We start from the raw sequence: 25110 nt of genomic DNA, 5'->3' as shown, positions 1-25110 counted from the left end.
CGTCATCGGCTGCGTGCTAAATTTGAGGATGACGCGATGATTTCTCTTGGCAGGGTTAGAGTCGTGTTATCAAACGCCTGTGCCCTGAAATGGGATAGGCGTTTTTTTGTGGTGCGCCAGGCATGGCGCATCGCGCCTTGACGGGGGTGTTGGCGCTCGCCTCTGCGAGTAGTTCCACAACCCAGAATTCTGAAGTGCTTGCGCGATTCATTGATCGCGCTGTGCAAGCATGTCTACGTGGTGAGTCCTGATGTCCAAACCAACGGGAAACCCAGCGCCAGGTGCGCTGCATGCTTTAATCAGAAGACTGCATTTTTATATTGGTTTTTTAGTCGGTCCGTTTTTGCTGGTGGCAGCGGTCAGCGGCGTGCTGTATGCACTCACACCGCAAATCGAAAGCCGCCTTTACGACCATGCTCTTCATACCGATTCTCAAGGGCCGTCCTTGAGCCTCGCGCAAATAGTCCAGTCAGCTCAGGTAGTGGTGGGGCCTTCCGCGGCGGTGACAGCGGTGCGCCCCGCCCCTGCTCAGGGCGATACTGCGCGCGTGTTAGTTGCGATGCCTGGGCTGGGGCCTTCCGAATACCGTGCGATATTCGTTGATCCCGTCAGTGGGCAGGTGCGTGGCGACATGAAGGTGTATGGCACCAGTGGCGTGCTGCCACTGCGGACCTGGATCGATCAGTTCCATCGTGGGCTGATGCTGGGTGATATCGGCCGCATTTATAGCGAACTGGCAGCCTCCTGGTTGTGGGTCGCCGCACTAGGCGGTTTGCTGCTGTGGTTCGCACAACACCGCAAAAAGATGCCTGCAACGAGGCCAGCGAAAAAAGGCCTGCGCCAGCTTCATGCAACGCTTGGACTTTGCCTGCTGCTGGGGCTGCTGTTCTTCTCGGCGACCGGGTTGACCTGGTCCCAGTGGGCGGGCGACAACATCGGCATACTGAGAGCCTACTGGGGTTGGTCCACTCCCAGCGTGTCTACCACGCTGGGGCAGACTCACGCGACGAACAGGCCGTCGGATGAACATGCAGGACACCACATGGCCGGCGTGACGATGCTCACATCGACCCTGGACCTCTCTCTGTTTGATACGGTGCTGGCCAAGGCGCACGCTGAGGGGATTGATGCCGCCCGAGTCGAAATACGCCCGTCCTCGGCACCGGACAAAGCCTGGACCGTCACCGAGATTGACCGCCGTTGGCCAACCCAGGTCGACGCCGTGGCGATTGACGCCGCCACCCTGGCCGTCGTCGACAAGGTTGTGTTTGCCCAGTACCCACTGGCAGCCAAGCTGACCCGCTGGGGCATCGATGCCCACATGGGCGTGTTGTTCGGGCTGGCGAATCAGTTGGTGTTGATTGTGTTCGCCACTGGGCTGGTGGTGTTGGTCGTCATGGGTTACCTGATGTGGTGGCGCCGTCGGCCTACACGAGCACTGAGCGGGGGGAGGGCTGCCACGCTGCTCAGCGCTTGGCGTACGTTGAGCCGCGGCGCGCAAGTCGCGGTAGTCAGCGTCGCGCTGTTGCTGGGTGTCGCACTGCCTGTATTGGGTTCCAGCCTGTTGGTGCTGGTCGCTTGGGATGCATGGCTGACCGTCATGCGCAGCCCGGTCGCGCTTGCTGAAGACAAGGTCTGACCGCACCGTGATCGCCTGATGGGAAACCGCCGCCGGATTGGAGCATGGCTGAGTATGTTCGCCATGTTGAGATCTATATCGGTTCGCTGAAGAAGGCAATGATCCAGATGGCTGTAGATTTCACGAGGAGTGCAGAAACACTTGCTGGTATGACGAAAGGTTGAATCTCCAAGACTTACTGCGCGTTCCATTTCAGGGGCGCGCCGTGAGCATTCATTCACGGCGAATGTTATGAGTCAGCGTCCAGTGAACACACCTTTGCTTTCTGGCATTCGAGAGTATGGTGCCGGTCTGTGTTGAGTAGGCATTACTCCGTTCAATGTTAGGGTGCCGATGCCACCATCGAATGGCTATCTCTTCACCGCGACTACTCTGACTCAAGCGTTACAAATTTACCGGATGCGTTAAATTTTTAGGTCAGTCTTCGCATCAACTCCAGCTTTCCAGGCTGAAGACCATGAACATCAGACCCAAGGAATCAAAACGATCACTGCAATGGGAAGTGCTAGTGCTGCAAGCAAAGTTTGACTAGCAATTATCCCCGCCATGAGAGGTGCGTCTCCACCTAGCTGTCTCGCCATGATGTAGGACGACGAGGCTGTAGGCAGTGCCTGGAAGAGCAATGCCGCTATAGCTGCTTTGCCGTCTAATCCAAACACATGACATGCGCACAGCGTGGTTAGTGGCATGATCATGAACTTGACCACCGATGAATATGCGACGGGCCGAATCCAGCTGCGCACAGAGCCAAACTCAAGTGCTGCCCCTACACACAGTAAGCCCAGTGGTAAGGATGCCTGCCCTAAAGCCTTAATCATCGGCTCAATGCCAGCAGGCAGGCCCAATCCTAGTGCCTGAAGCAGTATCCCTCCGAAACAGGCGAGTACCAGTGGGTTCAGTGCCAACTGCTTGGCAACATTGCCCGCAGACATCCTGCCACCTGTGCCGTAACGCGCGAACACCAGTACGCACAGAATGTTCACGGTCGGCACTATGGCCGCATTGGCTACGGCAGCCAGAGCGATGCCCTGAGCACCGAACAAGCCGGCCACCACTGAGACGCCCACGTAGTTATTAAAACGCACCCCTCCCTGGAAGACGGAAGTGAACGCTGCGTCGTTACCCTTAATGATCCCACGGGCGCCGACCATCAGCAGTGCGACCATGATCGTCGAGAGTACAAGCGCCATGATCATCCCTTGGACTGGCACGTTGTCCAATTTGGCGGTCGCCAGACCATGCAAAAACAGCGCGGGTAGGAGAACGTAGTAGCCTAGGCGCTCTGCCTGTGCCCAGAAACTGTCTTCTAGAAACCGACTGCGCTTGAGCCAGGCGCCCATGGCAATCAGCAGGACAATAGGCGCGAGGGCAATCAAAAGTTCGGCAGTCACGAGTACGCCTCGAGCGCACGAACCAACCGTTTACACCCTTCAACCAGGGTAGCTTCGTCCGTAGCAAAAGAAAGCCGAAGGTGGCCAGGCAGCCCAAAAGCACTTCCGGGAACCGTTGCGACGCCGACTTCGAGCAGATCAAGCGCGAGAGTTTGATCGTCTACACCCGTTTTGATCTGAGGAAGTAAATAAAACGCACCCTCTGGGCACGATACCTCCAGTTTATTGCTCGACCGGAGGACATGAAGTGCAGCATCTCGGCGCTGACGATAGATCGCATTGCGCTCAGCTAGAAAGTTTCGTGGCCCTTCAAGTGCTGCGACCGCAGCGAGTTGGCTCAAGGTGCTGGTCTGCGTGCAGTTTTGAGATTGTACGGTAGTGATCGCCGAAATCAGCGACCTCGAGCCGCACCCCCAACCTACACGCCAACCTGTCATGGCATAGGCTTTAGATACGCCATCGACGATGAGGATACGTTCTGCCAGGTCTGGCGCTACCGATGCCAATGTCAGATAAGGGTCTTGGGTGAATCGAATTTCCGCGTAGATATCGTCTGACAGCACCATCACATCTGGGTAATGGCGCAGAACTTCAGCCATCGCTTGCAACTCGGTCTCAGAATACAAAGAGCCGGAAGGATTACCAGGTGCATTGAGAATTACCCACTTTGGCAATTTAGCCAGGCGCAGACCTGCTGCCAAGTGCTCCGCTGTCAATCTGAATCCTTCCGAAGCGGTAGTCGGAAGAATGATCGGTTGCGCACCGCACATCTTGATCATGGCGGGATAGCTGGCCCAGTAAGGGGCGGGGAGAATAACGTCATTACCGGGCTTAAGGGTCGCTTGGAAGGCGTTAAAGATGATCTGTTTTGCGCCACACCCAACCGCGATTTGATCATCACCGAAATCTAATCCTCGGTCTTCACGTGCCCGCATACGGATAGCCTTGCGAAGCGGCTCAATACCGTTTGATGGGGAGTAGGTTAGACGGGCACCTAGCGCTAGGTGCGCTGCATCCAGCACGTGCTCAGGCGCATTGAAATCAGGTTCGCCAAGCGTTAAGTCAATAACATCCCGCCCCTCAGCGCGCATGGTGGTAGCGCGTTTGGCCATGAGTAGAATGGGTGACTGGAAAGCGCTGGTTGGAGTTTCGTTGCCGTGCATGATGCCCTTCGAAATGCGATTGGATGGGCACTACGATAAGGAATCGATACCTAAAGTAAAAACGATATAAAATTCATGTTTCGACAAGATTTACTCATTAGTCGTTACATGGGGGCGTGCTTTTTGACAGCCTCCGCCAGGGCCGCTGCCAGCCGACCTAATGGCCTTTCTTCTTGCTCCAAAAGCACAACACAACGCGTTTTTTGCGGTGATCCGAATGGCTGGACTTCCAGGTGTTTGAGTTGTTCGAGGTTCTGGCTGGAAAGTGGAACCACTGACACCCCCAGACCACTGGCAACCATCTGGATGATCGCATCCTGACTGTCTAACTCCATACTGGTTTGCACGCGAAGGCGCAGCCGACGAAGCTCCCGGTCAATGGTACGCCCGGCCCAAGCCCTGCGGTCAAAGCGGATAAACGGTAGTTGCTGAAGTAGCTGTCTAAAATCTAAACCTGCGCATGAGCCCGGAGCAATGATCCAAAAGCCTTCTTCGTAGAGTGTTGTACTAACCAAACCGTAAGGGTGCGGTTTCACAGGTTCTGTGGTGAGTGCGACATCCAACTCACCAGCCTCTACGCGCGTGGCCAATTCGGCAGACATGCCTGAGGCTACGTTTATGCGTAGATGTGGGTGCTCGGCAGCTAGCGCGGCCAGGGCCAAAGGCAACGCACTGGCCAGTGCAGTCTGGATGGCACCAATTTTCAGTCGACCCCGCAGCTCGTGATCACCTCCAATGTCCGAAGCAATGCTGTCGTAAAGTGCAACGATCTCGCGCGCCCGCTCCACCGCTAAGTGGCCTGCGTCGGTTAATACGGGCGATCGACGCGAGCGGTCAAACAACGAAGCGTTGAACTCCTCTTCAAGTGACTTTATATGCAGGCTCACTGCTGATTGTGTGAGATGAACTGTGTCTGCGGCTCGCGCAAATGAACCGTGCTGAGCGATAGCAATTAAGGTACGAAGCGCGCGTAATGACATAGTGATCTCTCATGTGTTGCGGCCGGCAAGCACACCTCAGCGGCAGGAGCTCGTTGGTAAGCTTATTGGAGCGTTCCAAGCATGGCTGTTCGTTTTGCTACATTGTCCAGCAGGTATCATCCAGCCACCCAGCAAGTTTGCGTCCATGTGAGGTATGGGATTGAGGGCCACGTCACGAATGATGATCTGATCTGCTAGCAGTCATTCTCCTTGATCAGCGACCTGTTGTCGCATAGCACGGCAACAAGGCCAGCGTGACACCGCCAAGTACGACGGCTGATATCATCAATAGGTACAGCGATATCGGCTCGTTCAAAATTCGTACGCCTGCCAACAACACAATGATTGGAGCGCTTAACTGAAGAGTGGCGGCTTGCTGGGAACTGATATGTCTGACGATGCGGTACCACAGCGCAGAGCCAAAACCTGATGTCAACACACCCGATGCAAGCGCGTACATCACTCCGGGAAATCTCATGTGAAGGCCACTTCCGAACACGGTTGCTGGAGCCAGTAAAGCAGAAAGGTGAGGCATCTCGCAAAATTGTCAGCGGTTTCCGCGAGTGGATTCACGGCTGATTTTCCGAACACTGAATAGGCGCCCTACGCCACGCCGGAAATCGTCATTAGCAATGCGGCTACCCAAGGGAGATGAACTGGCGCTTGGTAGCAACAACACGAACAACCCGCAGGCTGCCACCAGCATTCCGATTACCACGTTCTTCTGGAAGTGTTCACCTTGCGTCCAGGATAAAGTAAACATTGTGACTTGCACCGCGCCGAACAAAATCAGAAGCAGAAACAAGCCGCCGCTGGCTAACAGTATCGCCGTGAACGACTCGGTATCGATTTGACCCTCCATTAATTCCTGCCGACAAAAAATTGAATTTGCCGTAAATGCCATTGAACATAAGTCACTTAGAATATCCAGCATGGGCGGTTAGAACGGCCTCGCTCAGCATTTTTATTTATGATTATTGCCAAAAACCATGTAAATAGCAAAATTTTACCGTACTGGGTAGGTGATTACGCAGTAGCACTGAAAATATTGAATAAGTTCTATGCTTGTCCAAATTTGAGCTCGTTTAGAACAACGATCTTCTATGCTGATCGGGTCTATGTTCAGCGCTCCGAAGCGTGATGAGTTGTCACGACACGATTCATCAGAAGTCGTTCATAGGGAGCGTTTTTTGCGTTGAATACCCTGCGTTAGTAAGCGGACGCTCAACATTCCTTTACAAGGCTTTCACGTTATTCGGTTTCGATGGCAGCTTCTTCCCCAATGCTTCTTGGCCTGCCTAAGAGCAGCAGCCAGAGTGAACCCCAGCAGCAGGTTCGAACAGTTACTCAACAATCGGGTATTTTGGAGTGTTTGAAACGAATGGCCTGAGCGGTTAATCAATTAACTTATTTTTTATCACGCTCAGTTTTGCTTTATGCGCCGAACTGATGATGGCCTCAGCCGTTTTCTTCCATTTGAAGGGTTTGGCTGAATGCTCGTTATGAGCTTCGATAAATTGACGGATAGCTGTTGTCAAATCGGCCACGCTGGTGAAGGCGCCCCGGTACAGCGCTCGTCTTTCCACTTGTGCAAACCAGCCCTCCACGGCGTTCAGCCAGGATGCGCTGGTCGGGATGAAGTGCAATTTGAAGCGTGGATGCTTTTCCAGCCACTACTTGATGAAGGCAGTTTTATAAGTTGAGCTGTTATCCAGAAGCACATGCAAGTCCATTCCAGTTGGCGTGTTGCGATCGATCTGTTGCAGAAAGGCCAGAAACTCCTTGGCGCGAAGGCGCTGGGTAATCCGTCCGATGACTTAGCCGGTCATGATGTCGAGGGCTGCGTACAAGCTCGCTGTTCCATGACGCTTATAGTCGTACGTGCGGCGTTCGATCTGACCTAGGCGCAGCGGCAACATCGGCTGAGTACGAACCAAAGCTTGGATCTGAGTTTTCTCGTCAACCGACAGCGCCAGCGCGTTATCCGGCGGGTTCAAATAGAGCCCAGCCACGTCGACCGACCTTGTCCGCGAAATGGGGATCATTGCTGATTTTGAAGATCTTCAGACGATGGGGTTTGAGGTCGGAAGCCGCCCAAAGCTGTCGAACCTGCCACGTGCTGACCCCAGCATATTTGGCCATCAAGCGAACGCTCCAATGTGTGGCCTCTTTAGGGACGCGCTTGGTCGTCAGCCTGAGAATTTCGTTGATTTTTTCCGGCCACAAGCTTGAGTGATTGACCGCTGCGCGGCAGATTCTCCAGTCCCTCAATACCGGCTTCCAGATAGCGCTTTCGCCACTTAAATACCGTCGGCCGTGTGACCTGCACCTGGTCGATGACGGCCTTGGGTGTCATTCCATCACCCAACAGAAGTAGGATGCGAGTCTGCTCAACAAGGGCCTTTCCCAGGGTACTCATCCTCATCCAATCTTGCAGGGTAATGAGATCAGAAGGCGTTAAAGCGAAGGGAGAATCTGGCCGAGGCATATGTATAACCAATCCATGACATTCGGCGCTTAGGATATCGTCGTTTGTAGGGAAATAAATTAACCGCTCAGGACACTAGAGTTTTAGTACATGGGTATGGCGACCTTGAAGCTGGCATAGTGGACGACTATCTTTCGCTCGGCGCCATCGATCGCATCGATGCAATGTATTCAGAGCGCGGCTGTATTTAAAGCAATACTCCATCTAGGCAATTTTATTTTTGTGTAAATAATGTGGCTGCCACGCAAAGTGACTTAGGCCGCTATTGATTTTTTTACAATGCACCACATCTACTCTGTGGGTATTTTGCTCAAGCGCTGGTCGAGTAATTCAAGGGCTTGTTGTTGGATTTCTCTCTGTTGTCGTATTTCGGCGACGATTTCCTGCTCACGCTTATTGTTTGTCCACAAGGGTGTTAGTGAGCGTTTAATGTTGGAGTCAACCGTTCCCAAGTAATGCCCGCCTGGTGTGTAGAACTCCAGTGAAAGAAACGACTCCGGTTCTGATGCGCGGTTGTTGATAAGCCGCGTTTTTATATCCAATTTTGCGATGAGTGGCGAGTCGCTGCGTGAAGCTTGTTCAATTGATTGATAGTTATGCACTTCGCCGAAGCGTTTTTTAAGTGCCTGGGTGACGCCGTTTAAACTCAAAGCAGGATCTGAGGTCTCTACATATGCTTGGCGTATGGAGTCCATGTAAAAACGAGCGGTCCAGCTATTTTTATAATGGTTGTTGTAGGTGCTCAATTGTCTGATCGTTTCAGTTGCTGAATCAGAGATGATAAGGGCGATAGGACCGTGCGGTAATTTTGTTGGGGGCGAAGATTTATGGTCAGTTTCTTCGTAATGTTGTGTTTTTGCACAGCCTGAAATAACCAAAAACAAGATTGCCGACAACATCGGCTTCAGTAGGTTGAGTGGCTTCTTTGAGCGTTGAGCGCGCAGATAGTTGTATGAGATACACATGGCAGTACTCAAATATTGATATGGGGTGAAATGGCTGAAGGATGCATCTATTTGCAAGTCGCTGCCCGGAGGCTATTTTTTTACGGTTACGCTGAGGCAGCGCAGCTTAATGTGGCGGTATTTGAAACCTCTCCGAAAGATAGTCTGGAACACCTGGATGCTAGGAGTTTGAGAAGAACCTGCAATGACTTGGAGGAGAAATGAGCTAGCATGGAGGCCGCATCATACCAAACTAACTCTATCAGCCACTCGCCGGAGCTTGGGTTCTTTTTAAATGTGCCGCCAGCACAACGAGGAGAATTCTTTTTAATGTTATTCAAGAGCAACAGTATTTCAAGATGTAGGCTCTCATCCATTTGAGTTTCAAGCTCGATGATGCTGCGTACTAATTTTGCCATGGTGAAGTTCTCTGAGGAATTACTCGCGCAGAATGAGTGTTGAGTGTCTAACTAGATTAATGATATGACATGAGATCAACTAGGAATCTTTTGCGAGTTGTATGAAGACTTCACTCGTTGGGTGTGCATTTTTCAGGCTGTAAAATAACTATAAAATAATCTGGGTTCTTAGGAATGCCAAAACGTTGATCATTTCCGCCATTTTTGACGATTTTTATGTTTGGCCTATTCCTTGCTATGCGTAACGGTTTCGCTACTACTGATCAGTCGGCCTTCAAGGTTTTGACCTCAGAGCCTGCGACAATCTGCCTCAGTCATCGAGTTAGGCGTTGTTGCAACCTGTAATACGGGTGAATGCTTTTTGGTGTGGCAAATTGTCGCAGTGCAGATTGCCTATAGGTGAGTGCTACCTTTGTGCATGACAGGCGATTTCTCTTGGCAGGGTTAAAGCGTTGTCATCAGGCGCCAAGGCTTGAAAAAGCCTTGGCGCTTGTTCTTATGTTCGAAGTTCAGGATTTGGGCTCGGTGCGCAGACTAATACCATCTGATCTGTGCGTCTTACCTTACTGTGGTGACGTCTTGCCTTATGAAAATCGCGCGCAATGAACGCTCTCTCGTCGCATGGATTCTCTATGGATGCATCCTGTTCAGCGCGTTCACCTGCGCCATCAGTCATGGTCAGATGGCCGGGTTGCAACTCGCTGGCCTTGATGGCCCGTCTTGTTCCATGGGTGGCAACTTCAACGCGGATGATCAGCTTGATGATTCCGGCCTAGTCACGCCGATTACTGCCACAGACTCCACGTGCGTGCTGGTTAGCCTGTTCGGTGCCATTATTCTCGCCGCGTTTTTTTGTCTATGGGGCTTACTTCTTGCCGACCAGACACGGCCTCTTCCCAACGTGCAACTCTCGCGACTAAATCGGTATTGCTGGCCTGCGGCCAATCCTCGCGCATCCCCCTTGGGACTTCCCTCGCTCTGAAATTACCCGTTCAGTTTGGCTGTCATGCCAAGCAGCGTGCGGATTTATCGAATAAAAAGTCTGGAAGTTCTCTATGTTTCGCATGACTACTCTGACGCTGCTCGTCGGTAGCAGCACCCTTGCGTGGGCGCAAGATGACGCCCTGAAACTGCCTGCCGTCAACATATCCGCTGTTGCTGCCGAGTCTAAAGAGGCAACCGCTCTTAGTCTGGACAAGACCATCGACAGCGGTTCGCGCCTCAACCTGAGTGCACGTGAGAACCCCGCATCAGTTAGCGTGGCCGACCGTCAGACAATGGAGCGCATTGGGGCGCGCAACTTTCAGGACGCGGCCAATGCGCTGCCTGGGGTGAATGCCTCTGCACCTCCCGGCTGGGGAGGTTATGTCGCCTATCGTGGTTTCAACGGTGCGCAGATCGGCCAGCTATTCAACGGTATCAATCTGCAATCTGGCGGCGCGGCCCGTCCTGTCGGCGCCTGGATCTATGATCGAGTCGAGCTGCTGGGCGGGCCCTCGTCCTTTCTCAATGGCAGCGGGGCAGTGGGCGGTAGCCTGAACTTCATTACCAGGCTGGCCAGCCGCGATAAGGATAGTGTCGAGGGGCGGGTGAGCTATTCGCGATATGACACGTGGGAAACTGCCATCGGTGTCAATCAGGCCCTCAACCAGGGAGATGGGCCTCGGCACTATGCGCGCCTGGACTACAGCCGCACTCACACCAATGGCTACATCGATCGTCAGGAGAACGGAGCCGGTAATCTCGCGTTTTCACTGTTGAGCGACGTCAACGACCAGCTATCCCACACACTCGCCATTGAGTATCTGGAAGAGCAGGAAGACAGCCCGTATTGGGGGTCGCCGGTGTTGCAACCGCTGACTGGCAAGCTGCATATCGATAAACACAACCGCTTCAACAATTACAACGTTGATGATGGGCGTTACGAACAACGTACGCACTGGCTGCGCTCAATCACCAACTACCGTCTGGATGATGCTACCCAACTGCGCAACACCTACTACCACTACGATGGCCAGCGCGATTATCGAAACCTGGAGGTGTATCGCTACAACAGCGACAACACTGCCGTGTCTCGTTCTGGCGCCTACCGCCAGCGACATGACCAAGAGGTAAACGGTAATCGCCTGGAATTGACGCATACAGGCGAGTTGTTCGGTCAGGCCAGTGACTGGGCCTTCGGCTTGGAATACAGCCGCAATAAACAGTTCGTCTATCCGCTGTCTATCAATAGCCAGTTCGGGGCGGCGGTAGATCCGAATGGCTTCGATCCAGGTAACTTTCTCGACATTCCAGGCATGGATGCCCCCCGTACCAAGAGCCGTAGTACCTGGACGGACACTTCGTCGACATTTGTGGAAAACCGCACCCGGCTGACCGATCGCCTGGCGCTGGTTACTGCGTTGCGCTACGACCATATCGATTTCGAAGTGGTTGATCATACGGCTCGAAATACGCTGAATCGCCGGTGGGACGCCTTCACCGGTCGGGCTGGATTAGTCTACGACGTGAGCGATACCGCCAGCGTCTACACCCAATACAGCACGTCCGCCGAGCCACCGGGCGGAAGCCTGACCAGCGCCAGCATCGGCCAGGTCGGTAACTTTGACCTGAGCACAGGCCGACAGGTCGAGGTGGGTAGCAAACTCGACTTTCTCGAGGGGCGTGGAGCGGCCACGGCAGCGGCCTATCGGATCGTGCGCAAGAACATCTCCGTACCATCTTCCACCCTGCAGAACACCACGGAGCAGGCGGGTCAACAGACCTCCACCGGTATCGAGTTGGCGGCATCGTTCAAAGTAACGCCGCAGTTACTGGCTGCCGGCAACTTCGCCTGGGTGCGTGCCGAATACGACGAGTTCAATGAAACCGTTGGCGGGGTGGTGCATTCACGCAAGGGCAAGAACCCGGTGAACATTCCGGACCGTGTCGCCAACCTCTGGCTGACCTACGATTTGACTCCGGCGTGGCAAGTCGGGGCTGATGCGCGCTACGTCTCTTCGGTCTACGCCAACACGGCCAACACCATGTGGGTGCCGTCTTACACCGTTTACGGACTGTCCATCAAGCACGACCTTGACGCTCATACCGAGCTGAGCGCACGCCTGCGCAACCTCACCGATGAGACCTACGCGCGCTTCATTCATCAGACCAACACCCAGTATTACCTGGGTGAGCCACGCAGCCTGGAAGTGGCTGTGCAGTGGCGTTACTGATGCTGTAACAACGCTGGGTGAGCGTTAACGCTACCCCACTTAGCCAACCCGGTAGTCGTCTATTTCAGGTACCGCCTGCCTAACTGAATAGGTAACCCCATGTTCCTGAAAAAATTCTTGCTGGCGTTCTCGCTCCTGTCTCTAGGGCACATTGCTCATGCACACGAGTTTCAGTCCGGCGACATTACAATTGTTCATCCGTGGTCACGTGAACTCCCTGCGGTGGCACCAACAGCTGCTGCGTATTTCGTTCTCAAAAATCAGGGTAGCGAAGCTGATCGCCTGCTTTCTGCAACTACTCGTGTCGCTGGCAGAGCAGAGTTGCACGAGCATGTACATGCGGGTGGTGCGATGAAGATGCAGCAGGTAATGAGCGTAGAGATTCCTGCTGGCGGTGAGGTGAAATTCGAGCCCATGGGCTATCACGTGATGCTGCTCAATCTGAAACAGCAAGCCAAAGCCGGTGAGCACTTTCCTCTTACATTGATATTCGAAAAGGCCGGTGCGCTAGAAGTCGACGTCGTCGTACAGAAGGACGCCCCTACGGAGCATCAACCTGACCATAGCCATAGCGAAGGCCACCAACACTGACACTCAGGGTGGCAGGGGGGGCTTTTGGTGTGCCGCGCAGCCCCCTCGTTGTAACGCGCAAGAATATGTGCGTCGCGTGGAGACATGCCCTGAACGCATATTTTATAGCATTCTCACTAACGAGCTCGCATCGAGTTCTGATTGCAATTTCTGGAGTGGAAATGCGTCGTTTGCTGATGTTGGTGACCACTGTATGTGCAGTGGGCTCAGGACTTTTCTATTGGGTTATGAAGACAGAACTGTTGGATGAGTCGGCGCTGGCGAGCGCCGGTATTGTGCTGCTGCCCAGCCCGCATGTGCTACCAGATGTGCGATTGGCAACGGTAGATGGCCAGGCTTTCGACTCAGAATTCTTCGCCGGAAAGTGGACATTGGTACTTTTCGGCTACACCTTTTGCCCAGACATTTGCCCTACTGCCCTCAGTGAATTGCGGCAGGTGTATCTCGCTCTGCCGCCTGATGCGCGCAAGCTCATGGGGGTAACAATGGTCAGCGTGGATCCGCACCGAGATACACCCGAGCGTACCCAGCAGTACGTGAGTTTTTTCGACCCAAGCTTCACTGGCATGACCGGCAATCTTGCAGCGGTGCAGCAAGCCTCCAATGACATTGGTCTGCCATTTGTGCCAGGGGACATTGATCAGCCTGACTACACAGTCGTACACACCGGAAACCTTGCGCTGATAGATCCAACAGGCAGGCAGGTCGGTTTTGTCAGAGCGCCGCTCAGGGTGAAGGAGCTGATTCGGATTCTGCCTGGGCTTTTTGCTCATAGCGTTTCGGAGTGATGCCTAATGTAAGCGTCAGGAGTGGGAGTGATTTAAAAGGGCGCGCGGAGAGGGCGGCTACTCCGTCATTGGACGCGGAGCAGAACTGACCGCCCACGCCGTTGAGGCTCGGTCGGTCATCTGCCAATACTGCAAATGGACTGAACAGGATGCAGGCGTAGAGCACCCAGGCGCTCAGCGAGCGGTGAGTGTGGACTACTTCAATAGCAACTCGTCAATGCATCTTGCTATGTTCCGGGGCGCCCAAGGCTCGGGCCGGGGCCTCGACCTGGATCGACTGCTTTTCACCCTTGGCGTCTTCGACGGTCAGGGTCAGCGGTACCTTGTCGCCTTCCTTAACCTGAGCCACCAAATCGATCAGCATCACATGGTAACCGTGAGGGCTCAGGCTGACCGCTTTGCCTGCCGGCAGCTCCACCGACTCCACTTGTTGCATACTCATCACATCGTTTTTCATGCTCGACTCATGAATTTGTACGATCTTGGCCGCTGGCGAGGTCGCGCTGATCAGCTTGCTGTCGCTAGTGGCGGTGAGCGTCATGAACGCCCCGGTCGCTTGCTGACCGGCTACCGTTGCCCGAACCCAGGGCTCGCTGATATTGACCTGGGATTGCGCCGCTGCCTGTCCTGCTAGCGTCAGCAGGGACACGCTCAAGAACAGCTGTTTCAGGCGTTGGTTGTTGATTTTTTTTGCATGATTAGGGTTCATGAACGAACCTCCATGACAGTGAGTAAATCTTCCGCACATTCCTGTGCGGTCAGTGAAGCGGACAAACTCAAGCGCAGTCTGCCCAGGGAGTCATAGACATAACTGGTGGCAGTATGAGACAGGGTGTAGGTGTCTCCACTTGGGATTTTTTCATAAAACACACCGAACTCTTTAGCCGTGGCCGCAGTTTGCTCCAAGGTCCCATAGAGCGCCTGGAAGCTGGGGTCGAAGGCTTTGACGTATGCATCCAAGACCTTGGGCGTATCCCGTTCGGGATCCAGGGTGATGAAGATCACTTGCAGCCGGTCACCGTCACGGCCCATCAGTTTCTTGATTTTTACCGCCCTGGCCAAGGCGGTAGGGCAGACCGCCGGGCACTGGGTGAAGCCGAAGAAGATCATCACCACCACGCCTCTATAGTTGGTGAGCATCCGTGTTTCACCTTGTGGATCCTTGAGCTTGAAAGAGCGGCCCATGATCGTGTTGCTGAGATCCTTTGCGTATTTGAAGGACGGCTTGTTGCTGTCACATCCCGTCAACAGGCCCAGTCCAAGCACGCTCAGGCTGCCAAGTACTGCGCGCCGTGAAAATACCGATTTCATGGGGGCATCCTTTCTACAAAGAGTTCAAGAAACTGATCAGTGCTTCGCGTTGCGCCTGGTCAAACTGCAGTACAGCGTTACGCGAGCCTCTTGCTTCCCCGCCGTGCCAGATGATGGCTTCCATCAGATTTCGCGCGCGCCCGTCATGCAGGTACAAGGTATGCCCGCTGACTTGTTGCGTCAGACCGATGCCCCATAAAGGCGGCGTACGCCACTCATTGCCGTCAGCCAGGTATTCGCCACGTCCGTCGCCCAACTCATCGCCCATGTCGTGCAATAACAGGTCGGTGTAAGGGTAGATTTTCTGTTGGCTCAACTCGGGTTCTGCCGCCTCTGCAGTGACATAGGAGGGCACGTGGCAGGTCGCGCATCCGGCTTGGTGAAACAGGGCTTTGCCCCTCAGTATTTGCGGCGTATCCACGTCTCGGCGCATCGGCACCGCGAGGTTACGTGTATAGAACAGGATGCTGGCCAAGATGCTATCGCTGACCTCAGGGGTGCCACCGTTCAGGGCTTGCTGGCAGGCGACCTGATACTTCGTGCAGTCGTCCTGGTTCAAAACACGGCTGGTCAGCCCCATGTCGCCGGCAAAGGCATGGGCATTCTGCTGGTTGAGATTGGGTTGGCCGGCCTTCCAGCCAAAGCGCCCGATGACGGTTTTACCCTGGACGTCATCCCACACCAGGTTGACCTTGCCGCTGACGCGTCGTGAGCTTTCGGCTTGCTGCACTGCATTGGCGCGGATGTCGTTGTCGCTAATAGCCTCCAGCAAGCCCAGACCGATCATCGGTGGGGCGATGCGGGCTGAGAGTTGGGTCTCTGGATGCATCGGGCCATAGCCGAGCGAGTCGATGTGCATGTCTGGTTTACGCAGGCTAATCGGGCTGCGGTCGGAAAAAACCATGGGGATCTCGGTGTATTCGACCCGCACGCTACCTTCAGGCAAGTAGCCTGCTATCGCGGCATCCTGCAGTTGCCCGCCGTAGGTGGGCTCTGGCACCACGCCACCACGCTGTAACTGGTAGGCGTCCGTGGCGCTGGGCTTGATCGAGAGCCGGACCAACATCGATACCGCGGGGCCGTTGGCACCGGTCGGTGGGTGGCCGCGTCCATCCTTGATGTGGCAGCTCTGACAGGTGTCGGTATTGAACAGCGGGCCCAGGCCGTCACGTGCGTTCTGTTGCGTGGACGCAACCTTCCAGGGATTGCGGAAAAAGCCGTTACCGACAAAAAAATCCATTCGCCTAAGGGGCGACAGGTTGGCAGAGGGCATGGAAAACCCATTACTGTCTGTTTTGTCAACACTGGTCGAACCGCCAGAGAGCTTTTCACCAGGCTCCGGGGTGGCGAACTCCTCTGACGGCTGGCAGCCGCTTAGGGCGATCCACAATGCACACGCCAGCAGGCCACCGCTGGAGGCACGCCAGGGTTTTTGAGTGGTTGGCGAGGCTGTTGGGAAAGTATGCCAAAGGTGCCTTTTGAGCATTGCTTAAGACCGGGCCGCAGGAAGGGCCGTAAGTCTAACGACGCTATTTATTCTTAATAACCTGCGACATTCTGGCACACCTGTGATGTGCCGCTCGCGAGCGTTGGCTCTGTTGTCGGGGTGTGGCAGGTTGTCGCAGGATGGGTTGCCCTGATAGGGCGCCGCCCCTGATGGCCGATGCTTTGTGTAGCAGTTTACGCGACCCTAATCGCGCTTCAATCCACGTGCTGTTCGGTGTTAGAGTCGTCGCCATGAAACTGACCCGCTCAGACCGCTCGCTCATTGCATGGACGTTATATTTTTGCGTCCTGTTCAATGTGTTCGCCTGCGGGTTGGCTCATGGGCAGATGATGGGCCTGGAGCTCAATGGTGTAGGCGGGCAGTTCTGCTCGTCCCTAGGCAGCCCTGCACCGGCATCGAAAACGGATCTCACCGATCTGTCCGTCAGTGGTTGGTCAGGTAGTTTTTCCTGTCCGATCTGCTCGGCCTTGACCTTAAGCATTGCCTTGCTGTTTTGTCTTGGCTGGTTACTGCGCATTGGCCAAGTACGCCGGCCTGACCGCGAACAACGCTGCAAAGCCCCCCCTCGTTATTCCTGGCCCTCTGCCAACCCTCGTGCATCCCCTCTGATCTGACCTATGTAAACGGTTAGCTGTAATTAGCTAAACACCGCTTGTTTGCTGCCGCCCGTTTTTTACTCTTGCTATGCAGGTGTGAGCGGGCAGTCGCTATTCAATAGTGATTATTCAGAGCGTTGCCGTATGCCTTTCTTGTGTTGCCTGCTGACAGTGCGCCTTGGCGCAATGTGTTATCTGAGCGGGCTGGCCTGATGCGCTGGGGTGGAATGAGTCGCGCCAGCCATCAGAATGCCTGGGTCGCAGCGTTCTTGGCGATTGTACTCAAACTCATGGCGCTGCCGATGGCCAGCGCCTTTGGCACTCTGAGCCTGGAGCAGTTGCTGACGGGCAGCTTTTGCTCGTCGGGTGGCGTGCAGCAAGTCTCGCTCACGCTGGAAAAAAAAGAGCCATCGCTCTCCGCCAAGGCGGATCAAGCCCATTGCTGTTGTTCCCAGTCCGTCGGTGCAGTACCGATTCCGGCGCAAGCGCTCGCGGTGCCAGAATTTATCGCCGCGTTCGTGTTGCGGCCGACCGAACCCTTGCGCTGGCTCTCGCCCCGAAGCCGCTGGCCATCGATCAACCCTAGAGCCTCTCCAGCACCTTATGTATGACCGCGTTTATCTAAGCCCTCTCTTGCCGGTGGTAACGCAGGCATCGTCGATGCATTCCGGGGGGCTCCACGGTTAAAGGTGACATTGGAGAAGCACAAAAATGGCTCATGTATGTGAAAGTCTGAATCGCCTGTTAATGCCAGGTTTTGCAGCGCCTGATGACTTAAAACGCAATTCGACACGAACAGCGAAACCGATTAGCTGGAGGTCACTATGCGCGTGCTAGCCGTTCCATCCGGTGTGTCTCGATTGCTTAGCAAATCTTCGCGGCTACGCACTCAGGGCGAGCTTTTACTGCCCTTTCCGGATTACCCCGGCAACGCGCGCAGCTTCGTGCACCTCGATACCAGGCTGCTGCCTTACTGGCATACCTTGTTCGATGTGTGCCCGGGCTTACTCAAGCTCGATCCGCCCGACGGCCTGAATATATTTCGCGGTTTCATGACCTGGGCCTATCGCAATCACCCACCGCTGAACTGGACCTATTACCTGAGCGTGTGTCGCTGGCTGCTGGGCTCCAAGTATCAGGCACGGATTAATGAGGAGCATATCGAGGCCTTTATGAGTGCTGCCGCGGCACGCTGGGTCAACAGCGATGACAGCCAGGCACGAGGGTTGGTACTGGCCTGGCAAGACTCGCCTGAGAGGGTGTTCGATTGGAAGTTGGCGCCGCGTCTTGTGGCCGGGTATGAATCTGATCTGGAGGAGCTTCCGCCAGTACCTTGGGACTTTGCCTGGTGCCCTTTAACCGGAAAAGGCGGTGTCGGGTTTCGCCGGTGGTTGCCGATTCCGTGATGGAACGTACCCTGGGAATCCGTCCGCCGAGACTGGTGATCTGCGACAAAACACCACGTCTGATCAGGCCTTTATACAAGCGCCGCCAGGCGCGTGGATCGGACCGAAAAGAGAGGTTTGTGCGTCCGTTTGTCGCAGTTGTTGCCTGCAGGCTGCCCACATAAAGTGTGCGGGCTTTGAGCGGAGGCAGACACTTCCACGGTAGCTCGAGGCTTCGCAATTTAACCAGTGCACGTTCTGGTTGCTCCGCCCTCTGCCCAGGGGGCTTTTTTTTATCTGAAAAACCAGGTCATCACTCCAGGGTTAACCCTGGCTCTTATGAAATGACCGGCTTGCCTTGTGCGCATCACAGGGGCAGGTGATTGGGTCCAGCAGACAGGGGATACATGATGTTCAAGGATTCACTGAGCAAGGAAATCACCGCCATCTTGGTGATCAAGCTGTTCATAATTTTACTCATCAAGTTCATCTGGTTTGCGCACCCCACACTTCCAGCCCTCGATACCCAACCCATCGTTGAGCGTGTGTTGGGCTCTGGTGAAAAACCATCTGAAGGAGAGCCGAGATGATCTCGGAAAGCGTTGTTGATCTATCGCGCTTGCAATTTGCAATGACCGCGCTCTATCACTTTCTATTTGTGCCGCTGACGCTGGGGTTGTCAGTGATCCTGGCAATTATGGAGTCGGTCTACGTAATGACCGGAAAAGAAGTCTACAAAGACATGGTTAAGTTCTGGGGCAAGTTGTTTGGTATCAACTTTGCCCTCGGCGTGACCACTGGCCTGACTATGGAGTTTCAGTTCGGCACTAACTGGGCGTATTACTCACATTACGTCGGGGATATTTTCGGAGCGCCACTCGCTATTGAGGGCTTGATGGCGTTCTTTCTCGAGTCGACGTTTATCGGCTTGTTTTTCTTCGGCTGGGATCGGCTGTCGCGACGTCAACACCTGGCGGTAACTTGGTTGGTGGCACTGGGCTCAAATCTATCGGCGTTGTGGATTCTGATTGCCAACGGTTGGATGCAAAACCCAGTGGGGGCCGAATTCAACATTGAAACCATGCGCATGGAGTTAGTGAGTTTCAGCGCACTGCTGTTCAACCCTGTGGCCCAGGTCAAGTTTGTACACACCGTGGCTTCGGGTTATGTCACGGGCGCTGTGTTCGTGTTGGCCATCTCTAGCTTTTATTTGCTGAAAAAGCGCGATCAGGGTTTTGCCCGGCGTTCATTTGCCATTGCATCGGCGTTTGGCCTAGCGGCTATTGCATCGGTGATAGTGCTCGGCGATGAGTCTGGTTACGAGATCGGTGATGTGCAAAAAACCAAGCTGGCGGCCATTGAAGCCGAATGGCACACCGAACCTGCACCGGCAGCGTTCACCTTGTTCGGGCTACCCAACCGCGAAACCATGCAAACAGACTACGCGGTAAAAGTACCGTATCTGTTGGGGCTGATTGCTACCCGCTCGCTGGATAAACATGTCACCGGTATCAGCGATTTGTTGGTGCAGCACGAGGTGCGGATTCGTAACGGCATGATCGCTTACGGATTGTTGGAACAAGTTCGTGGTGGCGACAAGTCAGCAACCACCTTGGCTGCGTTTGATGCGGTCAAGCAGGACCTGGGTTACGGCCTGCTGCTGAAGAAATACACCACCCGTGTGGTGGATGCCAATGCTGAACAGATTCGGCAGGCAGCGCAGGACACCATCCCTAATGTGTTCAGCCTGTTCTGGAGTTTTCGCCTGATGGTTCTCTCTGGCGTGCTGATGCTGGGCCTGTTTGTCTGCGCGTTCTGGGCCTCGGCGCGCAAAAACGAAGAGCGCAAACCCTGGTTGCTGAAGTGGGCCCTGTGGAGTCTGCCGCTGCCATGGGTAGCGACTCAGACCGGCTGGTTTGTGGCTGAGCACGGTCGGCAACCCTGGTCGATTGCCGAAGTGCTGCCGACCCATTTGTCCGCCTCCAGCGTGCCCAGTTCGGATGTCTGGGGCTCGCTGCTGGCGCTGGTGGCGTTCTACAGCGTGCTGCTGGTTATCGAAATGTATCTGATGATCAAGTTTGCCCGGCTTGGCCCAAGTAGTTTGCACACGGGGCGCTACCACTTTGAACAGACGCTGATCCCACAGCCGGCCCACGCTTGAGGAAATAAGCATGTTTGATTACGAAACACTGAAGCTGATCTGGTGGGTACTGATAGGCGTGCTGCTGATCGGCTTTGCCCTCACCGACGGTTTTGATCTGGGCGCTGCCGCACTCATGCCCTATGTGGGCAGGAGCGACGACGAGCGGCGCGTAGTTATCAATACCATTGCACCGCATTGGGATGGCAACCAGGTGTGGTTCGTCACGGCAGGCGGGGCGTTGTTCGCCGCTTGGCCCATGGTGTACGCCACCGCATTTTCTGGTTTTTACTGGGCGTTGCTGTTGGTGTTGTTCGCTCTTTTCGTACGGCCCGTGGGGTTCGATTACCGCAGCAAGCTACAAAACCCCCGCTGGCGCGCCAGTTGGGACTGGGCCCTGTGTACAGGGGCGATCGTGCCTTCGCTGGTGTTCGGCGTGGCGTTTGGCAACCTGTTTCTGGGGGTGCCGTTTCACTTCGATGGCGACTTGCGGTTAACGTTCCAAGGCAATTTCTGGCATTTACTCAGCCCCTTTGCGTTGCTCTGCGGAGTGGTCAGCCTGAGCATGTTGTGCCTGCATGGCGGTACTTGGTTAATGATGCGTACCGAGCAGGCTTTGGCCCAGCGGGCCCGACGGGCCGTGCAATGGGTGTTGCTGGTTTATGTGGCGAGCTTTATCGCGGCCGGCATCTGGCTAGCTGTTGGCAATATTGAGGGGTTTGCCATTCGCTCAGCGTTTGATCCGGGAGCGGTTCTCAATCCCCTGGGGAAAACCGTTGAACAGAGCAATCACGGTTGGTTGGTCAATTATTCGCGGTATCCGTTGACTCAACTGGCGCCTGTTATTGCCTTGCTGGGCGCTGCGTTGGCCTTTGTTGCCGCGGCGGCGCGTCGTTCCGGGCTTGCCTTTCTCGGCTCCAGCCTGGTAGTGGTCGGCACCCTGTGCACCGCCGGTTTTGCCCTGTTCCCGTTTATCCTGCCGTCCAACCTGGATCTAACTTCGAGCCTGACGGTATGGGACGCTGTGTCCAGTCAAAAAACACTGGGCATCATGTTGGTGGCCGCGAGCATTTTTGTGCCCTTGATCCTCTGCTACACACTCTGGGGTTACTTCAAAATGTGGGGCACCCTCAACTCGGATCACATCAAAGCCAATGAACATGGCCTTTACTGAGCCGCAGAGGAGACGATTGTTATGTGGTATTTCGCTTGGATTCTCGGTGTATTGCTGGCCTGCAGCGCGGGAATCATCAACGCATTGTGGTTGGAAAACTACCTGGACTTGGACGCGGAGCCCGAGGCCGATGCCTGACCTGAACGGATGGACACAGCATGGCGCCTGCCGGGCTGTGTCCTTGGCGCTGGCGGCGCCGATGGGGCTGTTACTGCTGATTCATCCGGGCTCTATGGTCGGGCCCGATGGGCGTTACAGCCATGGCCTGCTTATGCTGGTGATGCTGGGGATTTGCACGGGGTTTGTGCACGGCGTAGGTTTCAGCGTCACGTCGCATTGGGCGCGCTGGCTGACCAATCCGCTACTAAGTTGGTTCTTGTTGGTCGGGGGCTACCTGATGCTGCTGCAGGTGCAATAGCTGACCGCAGCTTCCTGCCTCAACCGCCTCACACGCCTGCCCGGGGTTAATCTGCAACCGTAGGGCAGGTCTTCAGGTGAGTAGGGTAGGTGGCGTTACTGGCCCCAAATCTGGGTCGATTCAGTCAGTTGCTCCGAGAGTGGTTTTCATGCAGATATCTCGATCAATGGATAGGCTTGGCCTCCAGAGCGGCAAACAACAACATTCCGGCCAGCATCGCCAACATGAACACGATTGCTTGCCAGTGGCCTGCCAGAAGTATGACCATCGCAGGGCCAGGGCAAATGCCTGCCAATCCCCAGCCCGTGCCAAACAGCAGGTTGCCGCCAATCAAGCGCGGGTCCAACTTACGTTCGGTTGGTAACTGTATTGTTCTTCCCAGCAACGAACGGGATTGTTGGCGTGCCCAGGTAAACGGGCCTATGGCGACGGCAATCGCACCTATCATGACTAGCCCCAGTGAGGGGTCCCAGGCGCCAGACAAATCCAGGAATGCCAGTACTTTTCCTGGGTTGACCATGCCCGCCAAAAGCAGGCCAACGCCGAACAGCAGGCCAGCGATGAAGGAAGATACTTTGATCATGTTCATCCCTCCAGCACATGACGCAGGACGTACACCGTCATGAAGCCGCTGAGCATGAAACACGCAGTGGCAACCATTGAGCGCGGCGAAAGGCGCGATATACCGCAGACTCCATGTCCACTCGTACATCCTGAACCATACCGTGTTCCCATCCCGACCAATACGCCGGCGACGATGAGTTCGAACCCACCACCTTGGAACTCGATTAGTGGCAACGTGACAAACAGACCCCATAGCAGTGGCGCGGCGAGCAGGCCAAAAAGAAACAATGCCTTCTCACTTTTTCCTTCGCTATGACGTTGCAGAAGGCTGCCAATCAGACCGCTGATGCCTGCGATCCGCCCATTGGCGACCGCCCACAGGCCGGCTGCCAGGCCAATCAAAGCGCCGCCGGCAAGGGATGACCAAGGTGTGAAGTGAATCCAATCAATTGTCATGAGGTTGTTCCGCGCAAGACTGTTGATACGGGTTTTGGAGCCTTATTAGGGCAGCAGGGTTGCTGATGCTAGGTATGCTTCCACTCGCGCAGGCAAAACTGGTACAGGACGATCAAACGACCCGGATTGGTGAAGACCTTTCAAGAATCGGCTGGGGGTATAAAAAACAAGCGCCCCGAAGCAGTAGGGGCGCTTGTTCGGCTCACTCTCGGTGCGTTTATCACACCTTCTGCCTAAGGCCCTTGGCGATGTGTCTAATCGCCTGAACATTCAGATGAAGCACAAACTGAGTCTCATGAGCTTATGCCGAGAGGTACTCGTCTACCGCTTTAACGGTGGCGTAGCCGAACTCAAATGCTGCCATCATCGTCGCATGCGCGTGAGCTGCGGGCACGGTCACGCCGCCAAAGGTAAGATCCAGGGTGGCGCAAGCGTCATGCAGTACGGTTACTGGATAGCCCATGTCTGCTGCAGCGCGTACCACCGCGTCGATGCACATGTGGCTCATTGCACCTATGACGACGATTTCTTGGACATCGAAAGTATCCAACTGCTGTTTGAGATCAGTATCTCTGAATGCATTGATGTGTTTTTTTACAATCACGGGTTCTTGAGCATCAGAGGCGACAGCTGCCTGAGTTTCTGCTCCGGTAGTTCCCTTGGCGAAGAATGGAGCCCCCTCATCATCGAATTCATGCCGTATGTGAAAAACTGGAATACCTTCATTTCGCGCGTGACTGATCACCCGGCTAGCATTCGCCACAGCCGCTTCGATGCCGGTCAAAGGCAATTTGCCAGTGGGCAGGTATTCGTTTTGCAGATCAACTACTACAAGACCTTGTTTCATGAACGATCTCCAATCAACTTATCAAAGTGATGCTGTCCTGAAGGCTGAAACGGCTTTTGGGTCAGCAAGCTGTCTTCTGCCATGGCGCAGCGGGGTTTGAATCAGAATTCCAGTGAGGCGCCGTCTTCTGGAATATCGACGCGAGTCTCGATACCTTGCTTCTTGACATAGGTGCGCAACTCTTCACGTGTCAGGGACATGTGATTGACTGCGTCCATGTGTACCGCGACGATTTTCGCGTTTTTCGCGGCCTGTGAAGCGCGTAGGACGTCTTCCTCACCCATGATGATTGCACCCTCGAACCCGTTCACTTTTGCTTTCCCTGCGTTGAGCACGATGACTTCAGGGTGATATTTCTCAATGGTCTGGTCTACTTCTTTACGCCAAATAGTGTCACCGGCAAGGTAGAGGGTCTTGTAGCCTGGAGCCTGAAACACAACGCCCATGGCTTCGCCCAGAAGCTTTGCGAGCGGGGCCGCAGCATACATTTCGTCTGTGCCATGCTGACCACCGGCTTTGGTGATTTTGACGCCACCGAATTCAGCTTCATCCGTCAGCACGCGCACATTTTTAAAACCTTGGGAGCGAATCAGCTGCGCATCCTCTTCGTGCTGAGTGAACAAAGGGATGTCTTTAGGTAGCGCTTTTTGTGCGGCATCGTCCCAATGGTCAAGATGCGTGTGAGTGACGATGACTGCGTCGACCCCTGCGATCACTTTAGTGGGCGACTCAGTTAGAGCGACCAGGGGATTACGCAGGTTGCTACGGTAAGTATTTTCAAACCCTGGGTAGGTTCCCTTTTTGGCCAGCATCGGGTCGATCAGGAAGGTCGTGCCGCCGTAGGAGATTTTCACCGTTGCGTTACGAACTTGCCGCAAGTCTACTTTATGGGAGGCGTCCGCTGCGTTGGGGGTGTTTGAACCCGCACATGCTGATGTGGCTGCCACAGTGCAAGCAATGCTAAGGGCAAGAGGAAGAGTTCTAAATTTCATCGGATTAGTCCAGCTGATAGATCGAGGATTCTATTCTTGCCGAATGCTCTGGGGCCTGACAGTGGCCTGAATGACATATTTCGATATAATTGGGCCAAGCGG

27 protein-coding genes and 2 pseudogenes are annotated in these 25110 nt (G+C 54.7%); 13 read left to right on the top strand and 16 right to left on the bottom strand.

Annotated elements, in window-relative coordinates; genetic code table 11:
- Positions 1–250: 250 nt before the first annotated feature.
- Entirely contained in the window at positions 251–1639 is a 1389-nt protein-coding gene (locus HCF10_RS05375) for a PepSY-associated TM helix domain-containing protein (protein WP_029290921.1), read from the top strand.
- Positions 1640–2103: 464 nt separating this feature from the next.
- Here HCF10_RS05375 and HCF10_RS05370 read toward each other — a convergent pair whose 3' ends face one another.
- The 9 genes and pseudogenes from HCF10_RS05370 to HCF10_RS05335 all read right to left on the bottom strand — a co-directional run bounded on the left by HCF10_RS05370 (position 2104) and on the right by HCF10_RS05335 (position 9024).
- Entirely contained in the window at positions 2104–3030 is a 927-nt protein-coding gene (locus HCF10_RS05370) for an AEC family transporter (protein WP_029290923.1), read from the bottom strand.
- On the bottom strand, positions 3027–4193 hold the full coding sequence (locus HCF10_RS05365) for a pyridoxal phosphate-dependent aminotransferase (protein ID WP_104912564.1): 1167 nt from the start codon (positions 4191–4193) through the stop codon (positions 3027–3029). Before HCF10_RS05365 ends, HCF10_RS05370 begins: the two co-directional genes overlap by 4 nt.
- A gap of 104 nt (positions 4194–4297) precedes the next feature.
- Positions 4298–5173 carry a LysR family transcriptional regulator gene (locus tag HCF10_RS05360; protein WP_029290928.1) on the bottom strand — a complete coding sequence of 292 codons (876 nt, stop codon included), beginning with the start codon at positions 5171–5173 and terminating at the stop codon, positions 4298–4300.
- Between the two features lie 43 nt (positions 5174–5216).
- Positions 5217–5365 (bottom strand): annotated as a pseudogene (locus HCF10_RS31250) (FMN-dependent NADH-azoreductase); the annotation flags it as partial.
- A 22-nt stretch (positions 5366–5387) separates the two neighbouring features.
- On the bottom strand, positions 5388–5708 hold the full coding sequence (locus HCF10_RS31245) for an EamA family transporter (protein WP_223271412.1): 321 nt from the start codon (positions 5706–5708) through the stop codon (positions 5388–5390).
- A 12-nt stretch (positions 5709–5720) separates the two neighbouring features.
- Entirely contained in the window at positions 5721–6077 is a 357-nt protein-coding gene (locus HCF10_RS31240) for a hypothetical protein (protein ID WP_236321053.1), read from the bottom strand.
- Between the two features lie 490 nt (positions 6078–6567).
- Positions 6568–7661: pseudogene (locus tag HCF10_RS05345) on the bottom strand (IS630 family transposase).
- A gap of 290 nt (positions 7662–7951) precedes the next feature.
- Positions 7952–8626: a hypothetical protein gene (locus tag HCF10_RS05340; protein ID WP_135196259.1), complete on the bottom strand. Its 675-nt coding sequence runs from the start codon at positions 8624–8626 to the stop codon at positions 7952–7954.
- A gap of 86 nt (positions 8627–8712) precedes the next feature.
- A complete protein-coding gene (locus HCF10_RS05335; protein WP_135196258.1) occupies positions 8713–9024 on the bottom strand; it encodes a hypothetical protein in 312 nt (103 codons plus the stop codon).
- Between the two features lie 586 nt (positions 9025–9610).
- Between HCF10_RS05335 and HCF10_RS05330 the strand changes: the two genes are divergently transcribed.
- From HCF10_RS05330 to HCF10_RS05315, 4 genes are all read left to right on the top strand, one after another.
- Positions 9611–10006 (top strand): DUF2946 domain-containing protein, encoded by a 396-nt coding sequence (locus tag HCF10_RS05330; RefSeq protein WP_081041709.1) that lies wholly within the window; start codon positions 9611–9613, stop codon positions 10004–10006.
- Positions 10007–10079: 73 nt separating this feature from the next.
- Positions 10080–12239 (top strand): TonB-dependent receptor, encoded by a 2160-nt coding sequence (locus HCF10_RS05325; protein ID WP_029290932.1) that lies wholly within the window; start codon positions 10080–10082, stop codon positions 12237–12239.
- 99 nt (positions 12240–12338) lie between these two features.
- Positions 12339–12830, top strand: coding sequence for a copper chaperone PCu(A)C (locus HCF10_RS05320; protein WP_159994898.1), 492 nt, complete (start codon positions 12339–12341; stop codon positions 12828–12830).
- 161 nt (positions 12831–12991) lie between these two features.
- Entirely contained in the window at positions 12992–13618 is a 627-nt protein-coding gene (locus HCF10_RS05315; protein WP_167655000.1) for an SCO family protein, read from the top strand.
- A 214-nt stretch (positions 13619–13832) separates the two neighbouring features.
- Here HCF10_RS05315 and HCF10_RS05310 read toward each other — a convergent pair whose 3' ends face one another.
- From HCF10_RS05310 to HCF10_RS05300, 3 genes are read right to left on the bottom strand one after another with little or no spacing between them, the layout of a single operon-like run.
- Positions 13833–14327: a copper chaperone PCu(A)C gene (locus HCF10_RS05310; protein ID WP_167654999.1), complete on the bottom strand. Its 495-nt coding sequence runs from the start codon at positions 14325–14327 to the stop codon at positions 13833–13835.
- Entirely contained in the window at positions 14324–14929 is a 606-nt protein-coding gene (locus HCF10_RS05305; protein WP_159994902.1) for an SCO family protein, read from the bottom strand. The genes HCF10_RS05310 and HCF10_RS05305 overlap by 4 nt, the downstream gene beginning before the upstream one ends.
- A 13-nt stretch (positions 14930–14942) precedes the next feature.
- Positions 14943–16415, bottom strand: a complete 1473-nt coding sequence (locus HCF10_RS05300) for a di-heme oxidoreductase family protein (RefSeq protein WP_159994904.1) — start codon at positions 16413–16415, stop codon at positions 14943–14945.
- A 251-nt stretch (positions 16416–16666) separates the two neighbouring features.
- Between HCF10_RS05300 and HCF10_RS05295 the strand changes: the two genes are divergently transcribed.
- From HCF10_RS05295 to HCF10_RS05260, 8 genes are all read left to right on the top strand, one after another.
- Positions 16667–17050 carry a DUF2946 domain-containing protein gene (locus HCF10_RS05295; protein ID WP_159994906.1) on the top strand — a complete coding sequence of 128 codons (384 nt, stop codon included), beginning with the start codon at positions 16667–16669 and terminating at the stop codon, positions 17048–17050.
- A gap of 209 nt (positions 17051–17259) precedes the next feature.
- Entirely contained in the window at positions 17260–17643 is a 384-nt protein-coding gene (locus HCF10_RS05290; protein WP_237234973.1) for a DUF2946 family protein, read from the top strand.
- A gap of 213 nt (positions 17644–17856) precedes the next feature.
- Positions 17857–18438 (top strand): putative natural product biosynthesis protein, encoded by a 582-nt coding sequence (locus tag HCF10_RS05285; protein WP_029290948.1) that lies wholly within the window; start codon positions 17857–17859, stop codon positions 18436–18438.
- Between the two features lie 389 nt (positions 18439–18827).
- Positions 18828–19007 (top strand): cytochrome oxidase putative small subunit CydP, encoded by a 180-nt coding sequence (cydP, locus tag HCF10_RS05280; RefSeq protein WP_237683054.1) that lies wholly within the window; start codon positions 18828–18830, stop codon positions 19005–19007.
- Positions 19004–20578: a cytochrome ubiquinol oxidase subunit I gene (locus HCF10_RS05275; RefSeq protein WP_167654997.1), complete on the top strand. Its 1575-nt coding sequence runs from the start codon at positions 19004–19006 to the stop codon at positions 20576–20578. The genes cydP and HCF10_RS05275 overlap by 4 nt, the downstream gene beginning before the upstream one ends.
- Before the next feature lie 10 nt (positions 20579–20588).
- The gene (gene cydB / locus HCF10_RS05270) at positions 20589–21731 is read left to right on the top strand and encodes a cytochrome d ubiquinol oxidase subunit II (protein WP_167654996.1); all 1143 of its coding nucleotides are present in this window, start codon (positions 20589–20591) and stop codon (positions 21729–21731) included.
- A 21-nt stretch (positions 21732–21752) separates the two neighbouring features.
- Complete coding sequence (gene cydX, locus HCF10_RS05265) at positions 21753–21869, top strand: cytochrome bd-I oxidase subunit CydX (protein WP_029290954.1); 117 nt, start codon at positions 21753–21755, stop codon at positions 21867–21869.
- The gene (locus HCF10_RS05260) at positions 21862–22149 is read left to right on the top strand and encodes a cyd operon YbgE family protein (RefSeq protein ID WP_029290956.1); all 288 of its coding nucleotides are present in this window, start codon (positions 21862–21864) and stop codon (positions 22147–22149) included. Before cydX ends, HCF10_RS05260 begins: the two co-directional genes overlap by 8 nt.
- Positions 22150–22312: 163 nt before the next feature.
- Here HCF10_RS05260 and HCF10_RS05255 read toward each other — a convergent pair whose 3' ends face one another.
- The 4 genes from HCF10_RS05255 to HCF10_RS05240 all read right to left on the bottom strand — a co-directional run bounded on the left by HCF10_RS05255 (position 22313) and on the right by HCF10_RS05240 (position 25008).
- Positions 22313–22732 (bottom strand): DUF6691 family protein, encoded by a 420-nt coding sequence (locus tag HCF10_RS05255; RefSeq protein WP_029290958.1) that lies wholly within the window; start codon positions 22730–22732, stop codon positions 22313–22315.
- A 2-nt stretch (positions 22733–22734) separates the two neighbouring features.
- Positions 22735–23169: a YeeE/YedE family protein gene (locus HCF10_RS05250; RefSeq protein ID WP_029290960.1), complete on the bottom strand. Its 435-nt coding sequence runs from the start codon at positions 23167–23169 to the stop codon at positions 22735–22737.
- Between the two features lie 301 nt (positions 23170–23470).
- Complete coding sequence (locus tag HCF10_RS05245; RefSeq protein WP_029290962.1) at positions 23471–24016, bottom strand: cysteine hydrolase family protein; 546 nt, start codon at positions 24014–24016, stop codon at positions 23471–23473.
- A gap of 101 nt (positions 24017–24117) precedes the next feature.
- Positions 24118–25008 (bottom strand): MBL fold metallo-hydrolase, encoded by an 891-nt coding sequence (locus tag HCF10_RS05240; RefSeq protein ID WP_167654995.1) that lies wholly within the window; start codon positions 25006–25008, stop codon positions 24118–24120.
- Between the last annotated feature and the right edge of the window lie 102 nt (positions 25009–25110).

This window comes from Pseudomonas sp. B14(2022), assembly GCF_012030485.1.
Taxonomy (GTDB): Bacteria; Pseudomonadota; Gammaproteobacteria; order Pseudomonadales; family Pseudomonadaceae; genus Aquipseudomonas.
Note: the sequence above shows the minus strand (reverse complement) of the source record. Positions and strands in the feature narration are given on the sequence as shown.

What these genes read in the sequence shown, in the direction of transcription:
- HCF10_RS05375 (WP_029290921.1), top strand. Translation starts at nt 251, where the DNA reads ATGTCCAAACCAACGGGAAACCCAGCGCCAGGTGCGCTGCATGCTTTA.
- HCF10_RS05365 (WP_104912564.1), bottom strand. Translation starts at nt 4,193, where the DNA reads ATGCACGGCAACGAAACTCCAACCAGCGCTTTCCAGTCACCCATTCTA.
- HCF10_RS05360 (WP_029290928.1), bottom strand. Translation starts at nt 5,173, where the DNA reads ATGTCATTACGCGCGCTTCGTACCTTAATTGCTATCGCTCAGCACGGT.
- HCF10_RS31245 (WP_223271412.1), bottom strand. Translation starts at nt 5,708, where the DNA reads ATGCCTCACCTTTCTGCTTTACTGGCTCCAGCAACCGTGTTCGGAAGT.
- HCF10_RS31240 (WP_236321053.1), bottom strand. Translation starts at nt 6,077, where the DNA reads ATGGCATTTACGGCAAATTCAATTTTTTGTCGGCAGGAATTAATGGAG.
- HCF10_RS05340 (WP_135196259.1), bottom strand. Translation starts at nt 8,626, where the DNA reads ATGTGTATCTCATACAACTATCTGCGCGCTCAACGCTCAAAGAAGCCA.
- HCF10_RS05335 (WP_135196258.1), bottom strand. Translation starts at nt 9,024, where the DNA reads ATGGCAAAATTAGTACGCAGCATCATCGAGCTTGAAACTCAAATGGAT.
- HCF10_RS05330 (WP_081041709.1), top strand. Translation starts at nt 9,611, where the DNA reads ATGAAAATCGCGCGCAATGAACGCTCTCTCGTCGCATGGATTCTCTAT.
- HCF10_RS05325 (WP_029290932.1), top strand. Translation starts at nt 10,080, where the DNA reads ATGTTTCGCATGACTACTCTGACGCTGCTCGTCGGTAGCAGCACCCTT.
- HCF10_RS05320 (WP_159994898.1), top strand. Translation starts at nt 12,339, where the DNA reads ATGTTCCTGAAAAAATTCTTGCTGGCGTTCTCGCTCCTGTCTCTAGGG.
- HCF10_RS05315 (WP_167655000.1), top strand. Translation starts at nt 12,992, where the DNA reads ATGCGTCGTTTGCTGATGTTGGTGACCACTGTATGTGCAGTGGGCTCA.
- HCF10_RS05310 (WP_167654999.1), bottom strand. Translation starts at nt 14,327, where the DNA reads ATGAACCCTAATCATGCAAAAAAAATCAACAACCAACGCCTGAAACAG.
- HCF10_RS05305 (WP_159994902.1), bottom strand. Translation starts at nt 14,929, where the DNA reads ATGAAATCGGTATTTTCACGGCGCGCAGTACTTGGCAGCCTGAGCGTG.
- HCF10_RS05300 (WP_159994904.1), bottom strand. Translation starts at nt 16,415, where the DNA reads ATGCTCAAAAGGCACCTTTGGCATACTTTCCCAACAGCCTCGCCAACC.
- HCF10_RS05295 (WP_159994906.1), top strand. Translation starts at nt 16,667, where the DNA reads ATGAAACTGACCCGCTCAGACCGCTCGCTCATTGCATGGACGTTATAT.
- HCF10_RS05290 (WP_237234973.1), top strand. Translation starts at nt 17,260, where the DNA reads ATGAGTCGCGCCAGCCATCAGAATGCCTGGGTCGCAGCGTTCTTGGCG.
- HCF10_RS05285 (WP_029290948.1), top strand. Translation starts at nt 17,857, where the DNA reads ATGCGCGTGCTAGCCGTTCCATCCGGTGTGTCTCGATTGCTTAGCAAA.
- cydP (WP_237683054.1), top strand. Translation starts at nt 18,828, where the DNA reads ATGTTCAAGGATTCACTGAGCAAGGAAATCACCGCCATCTTGGTGATC.
- HCF10_RS05275 (WP_167654997.1), top strand. Translation starts at nt 19,004, where the DNA reads ATGATCTCGGAAAGCGTTGTTGATCTATCGCGCTTGCAATTTGCAATG.
- cydB (WP_167654996.1), top strand. Translation starts at nt 20,589, where the DNA reads ATGTTTGATTACGAAACACTGAAGCTGATCTGGTGGGTACTGATAGGC.
- cydX (WP_029290954.1), top strand. Translation starts at nt 21,753, where the DNA reads ATGTGGTATTTCGCTTGGATTCTCGGTGTATTGCTGGCCTGCAGCGCG.
- HCF10_RS05260 (WP_029290956.1), top strand. Translation starts at nt 21,862, where the DNA reads ATGCCTGACCTGAACGGATGGACACAGCATGGCGCCTGCCGGGCTGTG.
- HCF10_RS05255 (WP_029290958.1), bottom strand. Translation starts at nt 22,732, where the DNA reads ATGATCAAAGTATCTTCCTTCATCGCTGGCCTGCTGTTCGGCGTTGGC.
- HCF10_RS05250 (WP_029290960.1), bottom strand. Translation starts at nt 23,169, where the DNA reads ATGACAATTGATTGGATTCACTTCACACCTTGGTCATCCCTTGCCGGC.
- HCF10_RS05245 (WP_029290962.1), bottom strand. Translation starts at nt 24,016, where the DNA reads ATGAAACAAGGTCTTGTAGTAGTTGATCTGCAAAACGAATACCTGCCC.
- HCF10_RS05240 (WP_167654995.1), bottom strand. Translation starts at nt 25,008, where the DNA reads ATGAAATTTAGAACTCTTCCTCTTGCCCTTAGCATTGCTTGCACTGTG.